This is a genomic window from Arthrobacter sp. KNU-44, from assembly GCF_051843155.1.
GTDB lineage: Bacteria > Actinomycetota > Actinomycetes > Actinomycetales > Micrococcaceae > Arthrobacter.
Genome location: NZ_JBPXNG010000002.1, coordinates 4,376,249 through 4,390,646, shown reverse-complemented (window position 1 = coordinate 4,390,646; position 14,398 = coordinate 4,376,249). Strand labels below are relative to the sequence as shown.

The 14,398-nt window shown below is 64.4% G+C and carries 15 protein-coding genes; 1 reads left to right on the top strand and 14 read right to left on the bottom strand.

The features are described 5' to 3' along the window. Positions 1-24: 24 nt before the first annotated feature. From nusB to ACSVHC_RS21520, 14 genes are all read right to left on the bottom strand, one after another. Positions 25-435 carry a transcription antitermination factor NusB gene (gene nusB, locus ACSVHC_RS21585; RefSeq protein WP_236810722.1) on the bottom strand — a complete coding sequence of 137 codons (411 nt, stop codon included), beginning with the start codon at positions 433-435 and terminating at the stop codon, positions 25-27. After that, entirely contained in the window at positions 435-998 is a 564-nt protein-coding gene (gene efp, locus ACSVHC_RS21580) for an elongation factor P (RefSeq protein ID WP_028267136.1), read from the bottom strand. The genes nusB and efp overlap by 1 nt, the downstream gene beginning before the upstream one ends. 168 nt (positions 999-1,166) lie before the next feature. Further along, on the bottom strand, positions 1,167-1,688 hold the full coding sequence (locus ACSVHC_RS21575) for a tetratricopeptide repeat protein (protein WP_437770085.1): 522 nt from the start codon (positions 1,686-1,688) through the stop codon (positions 1,167-1,169). Beyond that, entirely contained in the window at positions 1,685-2,776 is a 1,092-nt protein-coding gene (aroB, locus tag ACSVHC_RS21570; RefSeq protein WP_437770086.1) for a 3-dehydroquinate synthase, read from the bottom strand. Before aroB ends, ACSVHC_RS21575 begins: the two co-directional genes overlap by 4 nt. Further along, the gene (locus ACSVHC_RS21565; protein WP_437774020.1) at positions 2,773-3,282 is read right to left on the bottom strand and encodes a shikimate kinase; all 510 of its coding nucleotides are present in this window, start codon (positions 3,280-3,282) and stop codon (positions 2,773-2,775) included. The genes aroB and ACSVHC_RS21565 overlap by 4 nt, the downstream gene beginning before the upstream one ends. A 56-nt stretch (positions 3,283-3,338) precedes the next feature. Next, positions 3,339-4,538: a chorismate synthase gene (gene aroC, locus ACSVHC_RS21560; protein ID WP_345450624.1), complete on the bottom strand. Its 1,200-nt coding sequence runs from the start codon at positions 4,536-4,538 to the stop codon at positions 3,339-3,341. 29 nt (positions 4,539-4,567) lie between these two features. Next, entirely contained in the window at positions 4,568-5,455 is an 888-nt protein-coding gene (locus ACSVHC_RS21555) for a shikimate dehydrogenase (protein ID WP_437770087.1), read from the bottom strand. Next, positions 5,452-7,158 (bottom strand): endolytic transglycosylase MltG, encoded by a 1,707-nt coding sequence (gene mltG / locus ACSVHC_RS21550; protein WP_437770088.1) that lies wholly within the window; start codon positions 7,156-7,158, stop codon positions 5,452-5,454. The genes ACSVHC_RS21555 and mltG overlap by 4 nt, the downstream gene beginning before the upstream one ends. Beyond that, positions 7,155-7,745, bottom strand: coding sequence for a Holliday junction resolvase RuvX (gene ruvX / locus ACSVHC_RS21545; RefSeq protein WP_437770089.1), 591 nt, complete (start codon positions 7,743-7,745; stop codon positions 7,155-7,157). The genes mltG and ruvX overlap by 4 nt, the downstream gene beginning before the upstream one ends. A 2-nt stretch (positions 7,746-7,747) precedes the next feature. Beyond that, complete coding sequence (alaS, locus tag ACSVHC_RS21540; RefSeq protein WP_437770090.1) at positions 7,748-10,426, bottom strand: alanine--tRNA ligase; 2,679 nt, start codon at positions 10,424-10,426, stop codon at positions 7,748-7,750. A 135-nt stretch (positions 10,427-10,561) separates the two neighbouring features. After that, complete coding sequence (locus ACSVHC_RS21535) at positions 10,562-10,774, bottom strand: hypothetical protein (protein ID WP_437774021.1); 213 nt, start codon at positions 10,772-10,774, stop codon at positions 10,562-10,564. A gap of 58 nt (positions 10,775-10,832) precedes the next feature. Beyond that, complete coding sequence (locus ACSVHC_RS21530) at positions 10,833-11,207, bottom strand: DUF948 domain-containing protein (protein ID WP_236810709.1); 375 nt, start codon at positions 11,205-11,207, stop codon at positions 10,833-10,835. 149 nt (positions 11,208-11,356) lie between these two features. After that, a complete protein-coding gene (gene rpsD, locus ACSVHC_RS21525; RefSeq protein WP_028267147.1) occupies positions 11,357-11,977 on the bottom strand; it encodes a 30S ribosomal protein S4 in 621 nt (206 codons plus the stop codon). Between the two features lie 170 nt (positions 11,978-12,147). Next, positions 12,148-13,620 (bottom strand): replication-associated recombination protein A, encoded by a 1,473-nt coding sequence (locus ACSVHC_RS21520; protein ID WP_437770091.1) that lies wholly within the window; start codon positions 13,618-13,620, stop codon positions 12,148-12,150. A gap of 41 nt (positions 13,621-13,661) precedes the next feature. Here ACSVHC_RS21520 and ACSVHC_RS21515 point away from each other — a divergent pair, with 41 nt between their 5' ends. Further along, positions 13,662-14,363: an acVLRF1 family peptidyl-tRNA hydrolase gene (locus ACSVHC_RS21515; RefSeq protein WP_437770092.1), complete on the top strand. Its 702-nt coding sequence runs from the start codon at positions 13,662-13,664 to the stop codon at positions 14,361-14,363. Positions 14,364-14,398: the final 35 nt, after the last annotated feature.

Sequence of the window (14,398 nt, the reverse complement as noted above, 5' to 3'; positions counted from 1 at the left end):
CCCTTCGCATGCTTCCCGTGCCGCCTAAGCGAGCAGGGAAGGCTTCAGCGTCTGCAACCGTCCAAGGAGACCGTTGATGAACGCGGGAGATTCGTCGGTGGACATGACCTTTGCCAGTGCCACCGCTTCGCTGACGGCCACGCCGTCCGGGACGTCGTCGTTGTAGAGGAGTTCCCAGGCGCCGATCCGGAGGATGATACGGTCGACCGCCGGCATCCGCTCCAGGGTCCAGCCCTGGGCGTAGGTCTGGAGGAACTCGTCGATGGTGGGCTGCATGGCAACCACGCCCTCCACGATGTCCATCGTGTACGGGTTGATGACGAGGTCGGTCATTTCCCGGCGGGCCTTCAAGACCTCGAACGCGGAGGCGGAACGCTGCTCCGCCTCGAACAGTATCTCGAGGGCCCTGCTACGGGCCTTACCACGGGCGCTCACTAGTCGTTGACCCGACCCAGGTAGCTGCCGTCGCGAGTGTCTACCTTGACCTTGGTGTTGTTCTCAACGAACAGCGGCACCTGGATCTCGTAACCGGTCTCAAGGGTAGCCGGCTTGGTTCCAGCGGAGGAGCGGTCGCCCTGCAGGCCCGGCTCGGTGTAGGTGATTTCGAGGACAACGCTCGGGGGCAGCTCGATGTAGAGCGGGGTGCCTTCGTGGATGGCGATGTTGACCATCTGGTTTTCCAGCATGAAGTTGGTGGCGTCGCCTACCGTGGCACCGGAAACCGTGATCTGGTCGAAGTCCTGGGTGTCCATGAAAACGAAGTCCGCGCCGTCCTGGTACAGGTACTGGTAGTCGCGGCGGTCAACCGTGGCAGTTTCGATCTTGAGGCCGGCGTTGAAGGTCTTGTCGACCACCTTGCCCGACATGACGTTGCGCATCTTCGTGCGCACGAACGCGCCGCCCTTGCCCGGCTTGACGTGCTGGAACTCAATGATGTTCCAGAGCTGGCCCTCGAGCTTCAGCACGGTTCCGTTCTTGATGTCATTTGTGGTTGCCACTAGTATCCTCTGGTTTCTCTCACTGGTGCTAGCTACCGCTTTAGCTATTGGTTTAGCTTCCAGCCGACTATGCCAAGCAGGCATGCCGTGACGGCAGCCAGCGCGTATTTATCAAAAATCCAAAGTCCATTCTACCGGCAAAATGCGGCGCGCCTGCCCGCGCGTTCCTCAGGAGGCGAACTCGAGGACGTTCCGGGCGCGTTGCAGGGCCACAGCAGAGGAATAGATCAGCGAAGCGTCGGCTGCCAAGGCGACTCGCAGGTCCAAGGCCTTGGTGAACGACTCCGCCGCGGCGACGTGGTTGCCGGCCACAAAATAGGCCCGACCCAAATACTGGTGGACGACCGGCTCCTTGGCGGTTCCGTGGACTTCGCCCAGTAGCCGGCGGAAGAGCTCCACGGCCCGGTCAAAGCGGTTGGTGGCACGGTGGAGTTCGGCTTCGAAGATCCGCAATTTGAACGACTCGGGATCGTTGTAGCGCGCCTCTGCCAGCAACTCGGCAGCTTCTGCTGGGTGGCCTTCGAGCATGAGCGCCATGATGCGATCGGCGGGATCGTTGGACTCAGCCAGCGCCGACTGCATGGCTTCCTCGTTGACGATGGCCGGCAGGAGCGTGTCGGGGTTGGTGCGCACCCCGGGGAATCCGCCCGTGGGCCAATCACTGATGCTGCTGAAGGTCTCGGTAGTCATGATGCGATCTCCTGGTAGGCAGCGAAGAGCAGCGAAGTGTCCGGCACGTCGAGGATTCCGGGCTTGGCGACGCCGTCGAGCACCACGAAACGCAAGAGGTCTCCGCGGGACTTCTTGTCGCGGCGCATGCCGTCGAGGAGGCCCTGCCAGCGGTCCCGGCGGTAGGTGACCGGCAACCCGAGTCCCTCAAGGATGGTGCGGTGCCTGTCGGCGTCGACGTCGGAAAGCCGCCCGACGCTGCGGGCGAGCTCCGCGGCAAACATCATGCCGACCGAAACCGCTGCGCCGTGCCGCCACGAGTAGCGTTCCACGAGTTCGATCGCATGGCCGAGCGTGTGCCCGTAGTTGAGGATTTCACGCAGGCCGGATTCCTTGAGGTCCTCGGAAACCACCTTCGCTTTGACGGCAATGGCACGTTCAATGAGCTCGCGGAGCACCGCCGAACCTGGATCGGTGACTTCCTCCGGCTTGTTTTCGACGAGTTCCAGGATGGCGGGATCGGCAATGAAGCCGCACTTGATGACCTCTGCCATTCCGGAGATCAGCTCATTCTTGGGCAGCGTCTGGAGGGTGTCCAGGTCCGCGAGGACGGCCGCGGGCGGGTGGAAGGAACCCACCAGGTTCTTGCCTTCGGCGGTATTGATGCCGGTCTTTCCGCCCACCGACGCGTCCACCATGCCGAGCAGGCTCGTGGGCATGTGGATGACCTTGACGCCGCGAAGCCAGGTGGCAGCGACGAAGCCGGCGAGGTCGGTGACCGCGCCGCCGCCGACCGCCACGATGGCGTCGGAGCGGGTGAAGTCGTTCTGGCCAAGCACTTGCCAGCAGAAGGCGGCAACCTGGATGTGCTTTCCTTCTTCGGCGTCAGGGATCTCTGCGGTGAGTGCGGTGAATCCGGCAGCCTCGAGTTCAGCACGGACCGTATCGCCCGTGAGTCGCAGGGCACGCGGGTGGACCACGAGGACCCGCCTGACGCGTTCCCCCAGCTTCGCGGGAAGGGTCTCCAGGAGGCCGCGCCCGACGACGACGTCGTAGTTCTCGTTGGCGGACTGGCCAGTGACCTTGATGACAGTTGCTTCGTTACTCACTTTTGCACTTCCTCTTTCAAGGCCGCGTATTCACGCAGTCTTTCCTCGACGTGGAGGGCGATTTCCGCCACGGTCCCGGACCGGACGTCGACGGTGATGTCTGCAAGGCGTTCATAGACAGGACGCCGGGCGGCAAAAAGGGTCTCCCAGCGGGCCATGGCGTCGCCGGCCAGCAGCGGCCTGCCCGTGTTGCGGGCAATGCGATCAGCGACTGTCTCCGCATCGCACTCGAGGTAGATCACGGTGCAGCCACCCAGCAGCTGCTGCGTGCCGGAATCGAGCACTGCGCCACCACCCAGCGAAACCACCGCGCCGTTGATGTCCGCCGCTTCAACGGCGCGTGCCACCGTCCTGGCCTCGATCTCCCGGAAAGCATGTTCTCCCCGACCGGCAAAAATATCCGCGATCGTGCCGTGGTGCTCAACGATGACTGCGTCCGTGTCCACGAACGGCACGCCCAATTGCTGGGCGAGCTGCTGGCCAATGACCGACTTGCCGACGGCCATCGGCCCGACCAAAGCGATCGCGGGCCCGTAACCGGCGCCCGGGGTACCGCGGCCCACTAGTGGCCGACCGAGTCCAGGGTTGCCGGGATGCTGTCCAGGTAACCCCGAAGGTTCCGCGCGGTCTCGGCGACCGAGTCACCGCCGAACTTCTCGGCAACGGCCTCGGCCAACACCAGTGCAACCATGGCTTCGGCCACGACACCCGCCGCCGGAACGGCACAGACGTCGGAGCGCTGGTGGTGCGCCTTGGCGGCCTCACCCGTGCTCACGTCAATGGTCTTCAATGCGCGAGGGACGGTGGCGATGGGCTTCATCGCGGCGCGGACGCGCAGCACTTCGCCAATGCTCATGCCACCTTCGATGCCACCTGCACGGTTGGTCTTGCGGACGATCCGGCCCGTCTCGTCCTTGACGATTTCATCGTGCGCGGCGGAGCCACGGCGGGCGGCCGTCAGGAACCCATCTCCGACTTCGACGCCCTTGATCGCCTGGATACCCATCAGGGCTGCAGCCAGGCGGGAATCGAGGCGACGGTCCCAGTGCACGTAGCTACCGAGTCCCGGCGGCAGGCCGTAGGCCAGAACTTCGACGACGCCGCCGAGGGTCTCGCCTTCCTTGTGTGCTGCGTCAACCTCGGCCACCATGGCGTCCGAGGTCTCCCGATCGAAGCAACGCAACGGATCGGCATCGAGGGCCAGAACGTCGGACGGCAAGGGCAGCGGACGGCCCTCGGGAACGGTCACGCTCGCGATGGAAACCGTGTGGCTCACGAGCTCGATGCCAAGCTGTTTCAGGAATTGCGAAGCCACCGTACCCAAGGCGACACGCGTGGCGGTTTCCCGGGCGCTGGCGCGTTCCAGTACAGGGCGGGCCTCAGGGAATCCGTATTTCTGCATGCCAGTGAAATCTGCATGGCCGGGCCGCGGACGGGTCAATGGCGCGTTGCGGGCCTGGTCTGCGAGAAGCGCGGGGTCCACCGGGTCGGCAGACATGATCTGCTCCCATTTTGGCCACTCGGTGTTGCCGATCTGGATCGCGACGGGGCCGCCCTGCGTCACGCCGTGCCTGACGCCGCCAAGGATGCTCACTTCGTCCTGCTCGAACTTCATCCGGGCGCCGCGGCCATAGCCGAGACGGCGACGCGCCAAGGCGTCACGTATTTCCTCGCTGGTGAGTTCCACACCGGCGGGGACGCCTTCAACAATTCCGAGCAGTGCCGGGCCATGGGATTCACCGGCAGTCAACCAACGCAACATATATCCAATCCTGCCATGTAAGGCCCTTACTAGACCCGTCGGGGAAGCCCGACTGAGTCGCACATCACATCTATGACATCGGCGGTGACGTCGGCTCCGGAAAACAAACGGATTTGCTCCACGGCTTGATAGAGCAACATCTCGAGCCCCGGAACCACTATTCCGCCCCGCGAATGCCATGCTTCGGCAATGCGGCTGGGCCAAGGATCGTAGGCGACGTCGAGCAGGACACCCCAGACATCGTCGGGAAGCTTGACATCGTCGGGAAGCTTGCCGCCGTCGGGAAGCTGCTCGAGCTGCGCCGCGATGCCGTCCGCCGCCCGCGGCGGAAGCGTGGAAATCACCAGATCGGCTCCCGCCATGCCTCCAGCGGCTTCAGCCAGCGGCCGGAGGTGAATGGAAAGCCCGACGGCGGCTGCCGCGGCTTTCGCCTCGGCGGCGCGTCCGACGTCGCGCACAAAGACGTCAACGTGTTTCGAGCCGAGCTCCCGCAGTGCCGCGATAGCCGCCGCGGATGTTCCGCCGCCGCCAAGAACCGCGGAATTCGGCTGTTCCGTCACCCCTGCGTTCCTCACGGCTTCAACGATGCCGGCCACATCAGTGTTGTGGCCGACCCGCCGCACGCCGTGCCCGGCGTCTTCAAAAGCAACCGTGTTGATGACACCCAAGTAGGCGCCAGCCCCGCGGACTTCGTCGACTTCGTCCACCATGGCGGATTTGAGGGGCATGGTGACGGACAAACCGCACCAATCGCCGCCAGCCTCAAGGTCCGCCATGAAGGCCGGGAGCCGTTCAACGGTTACATCGATTGCCGAGTATTCGATGTCGAGCCCAAGCTTCGCGTAGGCCGCGCGGTGGAGCGCTGGTGACTTCGAATGGCTGATGGGGTGCCCCAGGACGGCAGCACGTCTACTCACACGCACCGTCCGGCGTTGGCCGCACACCACGCGTTGTATTGGTCAACGTACTTGAGGTGTTCTGCCAGCGTGCTGGAGAACTTGGTTTCCTTGGTGTCGAGGTTGATTGTTACCCAATAGAGGTAATTGTTGGCTGTCGGCTTCGCGGCGGCATCGATCGCCGTCTTGCCGGGCGAACCGATGGGGCCGACCGGAAGGCCTACGTTGGCGTAGGTGTTGTAGGGGTTGCCCTTGTCAGCCTTCTGGGCATCGGTCAGGTGGAAGGTCTTGGTCCCCAGGCCGTAGGTCACCGTGGCATCGGATTGGATGAGCCCGTTCGTCTCGGTGTTGCCCGGCTTGAGCCTGTTGTAGATGGCGCCGGCCACGTTGCCGTAGTCGGCCTGGCCACCTTCAGCCTGCACGATGCTTGCCACCGTGATGGCCTGGTACTGCTTGGTCGGATCGGTGACTCCCTGGGCCTTGAGCTCGTCGGTGGTGGCCGTGACGAGCTTCTGGAGGATGTCCTTGGCGGAGGTGCCAAGGGGGAAACGGTACTCCCCCGGTGCCAGGAAGCCTTCGAGGTTCTTTGCCGGGGCAGGGACGCCGAACTGGGCCGGTGAGTCGCTGAGCGCCTTCAATTCGGACAAAGGTATGCCCGAACCCTTGGAGATCGCGTCAAGGGATTCACCGATGCGCAATCCCGCACTCAAAGCGAAATACATGACCTTGGACGAATCCTTGCCGAGGAGCACATTCACCGCATCGGAGTTCTTCATTTCCGTCTTGAAGGTGAAATCACCGGGTGAGAGTTCACCGCCGGCGGCAGTGAAGGCCGCCACGAAGGAATCGGCGTCGGCAATCACGTGCTGGCTCTGAAGGTTGGTGGCAACCAGCTTGGGGCCGGAGCCGGGGGCCACAGTGACAGTGACCGAGCCGGTACCAGGGCCGGGGTAGTCGCTGACCTTGTCCATCCCGAGCAACGGCTTCAGGAACTGTGCCCCAATTGCAACCGCCGCGACGAACACCGTGAGGGTGATGAGGAGCGCCACAAAACGGCGGCGCCTGCGGACCTTCTTCGAGGGCACCTTCGGCGCGGGAGTCGCAGCTGCCATGAGGTCATGGGCGGCGTGCTCATCATGGACCTCGTAGTCGAACTGGGGATCGTGGTGGGCATAACCTTCGTCATGGGCCTGCAGCTCGTGGAACTCGTCAGCGTGTGCGACGTCGAAGCCGTGAACAGCGTCATCGTGCAAAGCATCGTGGCCGACGGCGTCAGGGTGCAGGGCGTCGTGCTCGACGGCGGGAGGCACGAGGTCGTGGGGGTGCGCCACGTCGTAGTACTCGACATCTGGTTGCACTGAGTCAGGGTGCTGCACCGTCTCCGGGTGCTGCCCCGAGTCTTCGTGGTGCAGAAGGTCTTCATGCGAAGCGTCGTGCTGCTGCACAGCCTCTTCGGGCTGGACCGTTTCGCCGTGGATACCGTCGTCGTGGAGGTCAGCGGCGTGCGTGGTCGCTTCCGGGGCCTCCGGTGCGTAATCCGGGACATATGCCGGCTGCGGCTTAGGGACCGGGACAGGTTCAAAGTGGACAGGCACAGGCGGTGGCAAGACCTCCTGGTTCTGCGTCTCCAGGAAGCGTTCCCTGGCACGGACTTCACGACGGGTCAGGGGCCGGGTACGGCCTTCTGACGCGTCGTTGGAGGGGTCGTTGTTGACCGGGCTCACAATTGTCTTCCCCTCGTTGGAGAGTGTGGATCAATGCCGGAGGCCGGCAGCGGCGCACTGGCACCGTCAATGTGTTGGGGTGGCATCGGCGCCTGCACGCGCCTGCCCACATCCGCACCTCTGGCTTTTTGCATGTCGATCGCGTGCTGCAGAATTCCGGCAGCGGCAACCTGATCCACCACTTTACGATGATCTTTGCTGCTCATGCCAGCTTCATGGAGATTGCGGTGGGCCGTCACGGTGCTGAGCCGCTCGTCCACCATGTTGACTGGAACGTTGAGTCCGCGGCGTTGCAAGTGGGCTGCCAGCAACTCCGCGTAGTCGGTGGCCATGACGGCAGAAGCGTGTTCCTCGCCCTTCATCGTGCGGGGCAGCCCGACGAAAATCTCGACGACGCCGAGCTCCGCGACCTGCCGGACAATGACCCCGATATCGGAATTCTTCTTGGCATCCCGGCTCACAGTCTTGAACGGCGTAGCCAGGATCCCGTCCGGATCGCAGATGGCAACTCCCACACGGACGGTGCCGACGTCCACCCCCAATTTGATGCCCCGGGGGTAGTCGTCGTTGCTCGCAATGGCCTCCAAAATCAGCGCTTGGCGATCGCGTCCACAACGGCCGCAAGGGCCGGTGCGATCTTCGCGGCGTCGGTTCCGCCGCCTTGCGCGACGTCGTCCTTGCCGCCGCCGCCGCCGCCGAGGATTCCCGCAGCCACGCGGACGAGCGCGCCTGCCTTGACGCCTGCAACACGTGCGGCCTCGTTGGTGGCCACGATGATGACGGGACGGTCGTTGCTGACGCCGGCCACGGCAACAGTGGAAGCGTCGGAGCCGAGCCGGTTCCTCAGGTCCATAGCGAGGCTGCGGAGGTCGTCCGCTCCCCCGACCTGGCCGGCGTCGTGCGCCACTACCCGGACGCCTGCGGCATCCCGGGCCGTGGCAACGAGGCTAGCCGCGGCTGCCGTCAGCTGCTCCTTGCGGAGGCGGTCGAGTTCCTTCTCCGTTGCCTTGAGCTTGGCCAAGGTACTGGAGATCCGGTCTGCCAACTGGCCCGACGGGACTTTGAGCATTTCCGTGAGCTCGGTGACCAAGGCGCGCTCGGCGGCGAGGTGTCGGAAGGCGTCGAGGCCGACGAAGGCTTCCACGCGGCGGTTTCCCGAACCGACGGACTGTTCGCCGAGGAGCGACAGGCTCCCGATGAGGGAAGTGTTGGCCACATGCGTGCCACCACAGAGTTCGCGGGACCACGCGCCGTCGATCTCCACAACGCGGACTTCGCTGCCGTAGTTCTCGCCGAAGAGGGCCATGGCGCCGAGGGCCTTCGCCTCAGCGAGGCCCATGACCTTGGTGTCCACCCGGAAGTTGTTGCGGATGGCGATGTTCGAGACCTCTTCGATCTCGGACTTCGTGGCGGCACTCAGGCCTTCTCCCCAGGCGAAGTCGAAGCGCAGGTAGCCGGCCTTGTTGAAGGAACCACGCTGGGTGGCTTCCGGGCCGAGGATCTGGTGCAGGGCGGCGTGCACGATGTGCGTGCCTGTGTGGGCCTGCTCTGCGGCGTGGCGGCGTTCGCGGTCGACGGCGGCGCGCACCAAGGCGTCCGCGGCGATCTCGCCTTCGCGGACGATCGCCTTGTGGACACTCAGGCCCTTCACGGGGCGCTGGACGTCGAGGACCTCGACGACGAAGCCGTCACCGGTGATGAGGCCCTTGTCGGCCGACTGGCCGCCGGCCTCGGCGTAAAAGGGCGTCTCGTTGAGCACGAGCTCGATTTCGTCGCCCGTGGATGCGTGGGCAACACGCCGGCCGGAGCTGACGATGCCGCGGACACGGGCTGCGCCCTCCAGCTCGGTGTAGCCCGTGAAGACGGTCTCGCCCTCGGCCAGGAGTTCCTGGAAGGCTGAGACATCGGCGTGTCCGCCCTTCTTGGACTTGGCATCCGCCTGGGCGCGCTGACGCTGTTCGAGCATGAGGCTGCGGAACTCGGCTTCGTCGACCTTCAAGCCGGCTTCCTCGGCCATTTCAAGGGTGAGGTCGATTGGGAAACCGTAAGTGTCGTGCAGGGCGAAGGCATCTTCGCCGGACAGCGGCTTGCCCGCGGCCTTGGAGAGCACCACGGCTTCTTCCAGGCGCGCCGTGCCGGAAGCGATGGTGCGCAGGAAGGCTCGTTCTTCGGCATAGGCGATGCGGCTGATGCGGTCGAAGTCGGTTTCAACGACGGGGTAGACGCCCTTCATGGCGTCGCGGGAAGCCGGCAGCAATTGCGGGAGGCAAGCTTCTTCGACTCCGAGGAGGCGCATGGCGCGGACGGCACGGCGGATGAGCCGACGCAGGACGTAGCCGCGGCCTTCGTTCGACGGGGACACGCCGTCGGAGATCAGCATCAGGGCAGAGCGGATGTGGTCGGCAACGACGCGCATCCGGACGTCGTCCGTGTGGTGCGGGTCTTGTGGGGACTCCGCGGAGGTGTACTCCTTGCCGGATAGGGCTGCGGCCTTGTCGATGACGGGACGGACCTGGTCCGTTTCGTACATGTTTTCGACACCCTGCAGGATCATCGCGAGGCGCTCCATGCCGAGGCCGGTGTCGATGTTCTTCTTGGGCAGCTCGCCGGCGATGTCGAAGTCCACCTTCGAGCGGACGTTCTCGATCTGGTACTGCATGAACACGAGGTTCCAGATTTCGACGTAGCGGTTTTCGTCCGCGATGGGACCGCCTTCGGCGCCATAGGCCGGTCCGCGGTCGTAGTAGATTTCCGAGCACGGGCCGGCAGGACCCGGCTGCCCGGTGGACCAGTAGTTGTCCGCCTTCCCCATCCTCTGGATCCGCGAAGCCGGGATGCCGGTGTTCTTGAGCCACAGGTCCTGGGCTTCGTCGTCTTCTTCGTAGACGGTCACCCAAAGGCGCTCAACGTCCAGTCCGTAGCCGCCGTCGTCGACGCTCTTGGTCAGCAGCTCGAAAGCGAACTTGATGGCGTCTTCCTTGAAGTAGTCCCCGAAGGAGAAGTTTCCGCACATCTGGAAGAACGTCCCGTGGCGGGCGGTCTTGCCCACTTCCTCGATGTCGCCGGTGCGGATGCACTTCTGGACGCTCGTGGCGCGGTCGAAGGGCGGTTCCTCGCGGGCGGTGAGGTAAGGAATGAACGGAACCATGCCGGCCACAGTGAAGAGCAGGGAAGGGTCGCTGGATACGAGCGATGCTGAGGGGACGGCGGTATGGCCCTTGCTGACAAAAAAGTCCACCCAGCGTTTGGTGATCTCCTGCGACTTCATTAGCTGATTACTTACCCTTCTCAATTCACTGCACATGAGTTTGTGCGCGGTTCTGGCATATGCCATTGCCGCAGCTTCTAATTCTGCCTTGTTGACGGCCGCTTGGGCGAACCGCGGCAAGTTGTACCGCGGCTGCTACTGGCTGCCGGCGTCGTACTCCGAGATGCCGAGCGCGGCCCTGAGGTCGACTTCGCGTTCATTCATTCCGGCGCGCACGGCGTCGGCGAAGTCGTATACGCCGTCGGCCAGCCGCGCTACGGCGCGGTTCAGGCCTTCGGGGCCGATAGCGGCCTGCGCTTGGGTGATCTTGCGGAAGGCGATGACTCCGATTGCCACGCCGATCCCCATCCAGACAATTCTTTTCACAGTTTTCCTGACATACGAAGGTCGTGACTTACGAACGGATTCAGCGGCTGCGGCGGCCACTGCTCGGCTTGCGGCGGGCGGCAAAAGCCGAGCGCACTCCATAGCTGAACGCTGCCACCTTGATGAGCGGCGAACCGACTGTCGCGGCCACCAGTGAGGACAAAGCGGAGATGTTGGCGGAAGCGTCGGAAACGTTGGAGGTGATGCCATCCACCTTTTTAAGCTGCTGGTTTGTGGTGGAAACCGTCGCCGTGACTTCGTCCATCAGTGGCGTTGCTCCGTCGCTCAAGGAGCGGATGGAGGTGCGGACTTCATCGAAGACCCGCCCGAGTTTGAGGATCGGCACAGCCAACAGCACCACAAGGAGCGCGAAAACTCCGGCTGCGATCAGGCCTGCAATATCGCCACCAGTCATGGACACTCATCTCCTAGCATTTGTTGCGTTGCCATCGGTGTGCGGTGTGGTTCTACACAGGCACCCTCGGCGTGGCTTCCCCAAGTACCTTACATACAAAGAAGCCCGCGGCGCGTGCCACGGGCTTCTTTGTATGTGCTTGCTGGAAATTAGCGAGCGTAGAATTCGACCACGAGCTGCTCTTCGCAGGTCACGGGGACCTCGGAGCGCTTCGGGCGACGAACCAGGCGTGCCTGCAGGGCGTCGATCTTGACGTCCAGGTAAGCCGGAACGACGTTCAGAACGTGTGCGCCGGCAGCTGCAACCTGGAACGGAGCCATGACTTCGCTACGGCTGTGAACGTGGATGAGCTGGCCTTCGGCGACGCGGAACGACGGGCGGTCCACGCGGATGCCGTCAACGAGGATGTGGCGGTGCACAACCAGCTGGCGGGCCTGGGCGATGGTGCGGGCAAAGCCGGCACGCAGCACGAGGGCGTCGAGACGCATTTCGAGCAGTTCGATCAGGTTTTCACCGGTCAGGCCCTTGGTGCGACGTGCTTCTTCGAAGGCACGGGTCATCTGGGCTTCGCGGATGCCGTACTGGGCGCGCAGACGCTGCTTTTCGCGCAGACGTACAGCGTAGTCAGAGTCCTGCTTCTTGCGGGCACGGCCATGCTCACCGGGGCCGTACGGACGGCGCTCCATGTACTTGGCGGCCTTGGGAGTCAGAGCGATGCCGAGTGCACGCGAAAGGCGTGCGGTACGGCGAGCACGAGTGTTGTTAGCCACTTGTGTCCTTCCAATATCTGCGGTGTGTCAGTGTTACTGGCCTCCATGAGGGAGAGCATCGGCCAACCGCTGCCTTTTGCTACGGGGCGCAGGGCACAGCATCAAAACCTGGATTTTGATGGATTGTGCGCCCGAGCCTTGCCAGACAAGCATCTAGCCTACCATGACGCCTACTCGCCCCGGATGATCCTGCGCAGCCGCTCGAGCCTGGGAGCAATATCCCGTTCGGCACCGTTTGCCGTCGGCTGGTAGTAGTCCCTGCCGACCAGGTCATCCGGAGCGTACTGCTGGGTGGCCACGCCGTGCGGGGCATCGTGGGCGTACTTGTAGCCTTGGCCGTGGCCAAGGCCCTTCGCTCCTTGGTAGTGCGCATCCCGCAAGTGCGCAGGAATCCCGTTCCCCATCCCCGCACGCACATCGGCGATTGCCTTGTTGATGCCCATATAGGCGGCGTTGGACTTGGGCGCCGTCGCCAAATGCACCACAGCTTCGGCGAGGATGATGCGGCCCTCGGGCATACCGATCAACTGCACTGCCTGGGCCGCGGCGACGGCGGTCTGCAGCGCGGTCGGATCCGCCATGCCGATGTCCTCGGCAGCCGAAATGACGATCCGGCGGGCCACGAAGCGCGGGTCTTCTCCGGCTTCGAGCATGCGGGCCAGGTAGTGGAGGGCCGCGTCGACGTCGGAACCGCGGATCGACTTGATGAACGCACTGGCGACGTCATAGTGCTGGTCGCCCGCGCGGTCGTATCGGACCGCCGCCACATCCAGGGCCCGCTCCGTATGCCGGAGTTCGACGACGACCGGGGCGTCCGGGGCGCCGTCACCCGCGAGCCCCGGCTCTTCGGAAGGGTCGCCGCCGTCGTTGTTCCGGTCTCCGTAGGCGACGCCGGCAGCGGCCTCGAGCGCGGTGAGCGCGCGGCGGGCATCTCCCCCGGACAAGCGGACCAAATGATCGAGGGCTTCGGGAGTGAGCTCCACTCCCCCTGCCAGGCCGCGCGCATCGGCAACGGCCCGTTGCAGGAGCGCTTCGATGTCGCTGTCGGTGAGCGGCTTCAGGGTGAGCAACAGGGATCGGGAGAGCAGCGGCGAGACTACGGAGAACGAAGGGTTTTCGGTGGTCGCGGCGACCAGGACCACCCATCGGTTCTCGACGCCGGGAAGCAGGGCGTCCTGTTGGGCCTTGTTGAAGCGGTGGATCTCGTCAAGGAACAGCACTGTAGTAGTCCGGTAGAGATCCCGGGCGGTCAAGGCGTTTTCCATGACGAGGCGGACATCCTTGACGCCCGCAGTAATGGCCGACAATTCAACGAACTTCCGGCCCGGTCCGCGGGCGATGACATGCGCCAGCGTCGTCTTTCCCGTGCCGGGGGGTCCCCACAAGATGACCGAGCTGGGACCGGCAGGACCGACGGCGTCGGCTCCTGCGGCAAGCTGCCGCAAAGGAGACCCCTGGCCCAGCAAATGCTGCTGGCCCACGACGTCGTCGAGCGTCCGGGGCCTCATGCGGACCGCCAAAGGGCTCCGCGGCGACGCGGGACGTCCTGTGCCCGCACGTCCCGTTCCGGAACGGTCCGAATCCGCCGCCTGGCTGACGGCGTCGTCGTCGTTGTCCGAGTCGGCACCAAAGAGATCATCCACATGGATAGGCTACTCATGATTCCAGTTAAGGAGACATCGACGTGGAGACCCGGCCATCCGGCCCCAACCAAAAGCAGCCGTCCGGGGCGGGGCGCACCGCTTTCATCCCCGGTCCGAGGTTGACCGGGTGGGTGGACCGCTTCGCCGCGAGCCATGGCGCGGTTCAGGAGGAACCCGACGACCGCGGTACCCTCCTGAAGGCGGCTGATGGCGCGCTTCTAACAGCGGCTGACGGCGCCCGGGCACTATTGAGAGCCCCGTGGCCCGTCGATGGAAGGCCGGGCAGGGGCGCTTCCACGGTTGAGCGTTTGGCGTCGCTCGCTTCGCAGGAACGGCGGCTCGGAATCATCCTGGTGCGCCGGGGCGGCTACGCGGTGGGGGTCGTGAGCGGCGGCAAGGTGGCGGCGTCCAAATCGGGTTCCCGTTACGTTCAGTCTCGCTCGGCGGCAGGTGGATCCTCGCAGCAGCGCTTCGCCCGGCGTCGCGAGAACCAGGCCAACGCGCTGACGGAAGCCGTGGCCGGTTATGCCGCAGCTGTGTTCGCCGGACACAGCATTGAATATCTCGTCCTGGGCGGAGACGCCGCGCTGTCCGCGGCGGTCCTGGCGGAAAAGGCGTTGAAGGAATACGCGTCGCGGACAAGGCTCGCGTTCCTGGCAGTTACCGACCCCAACGCAACCGTGCTTCGCAGGGCTGCGGCGGAAGCCTGTGCCGTGCGGATCGAGGTCACGGATCCGCTGTAGCGGCGTGTAGCGCCAATGTTAAGCGGCGCCAACGT

Bases quoted from the DNA above. Each gene is read 5' to 3' on its own strand.
- aroC (WP_345450624.1), bottom strand. From the start codon at position 4,538: ATGTTGCGTTGGTTGACTGCCGGTGAATCCCATGGCCCGGCACTGCTC.
- ACSVHC_RS21530 (WP_236810709.1), bottom strand. From the start codon at position 11,207: ATGACTGGTGGCGATATTGCAGGCCTGATCGCAGCCGGAGTTTTCGCG.
- alaS (WP_437770090.1), bottom strand. From the start codon at position 10,426: ATGAAGTCGCAGGAGATCACCAAACGCTGGGTGGACTTTTTTGTCAGC.
- ACSVHC_RS21535 (WP_437774021.1), bottom strand. From the start codon at position 10,774: ATGGGGATCGGCGTGGCAATCGGAGTCATCGCCTTCCGCAAGATCACC.
- ACSVHC_RS21565 (WP_437774020.1), bottom strand. From the start codon at position 3,282: ATGGCCGTCGGCAAGTCGGTCATTGGCCAGCAGCTCGCCCAGCAATTG.
- ACSVHC_RS21575 (WP_437770085.1), bottom strand. From the start codon at position 1,688: ATGACTACCGAGACCTTCAGCAGCATCAGTGATTGGCCCACGGGCGGA.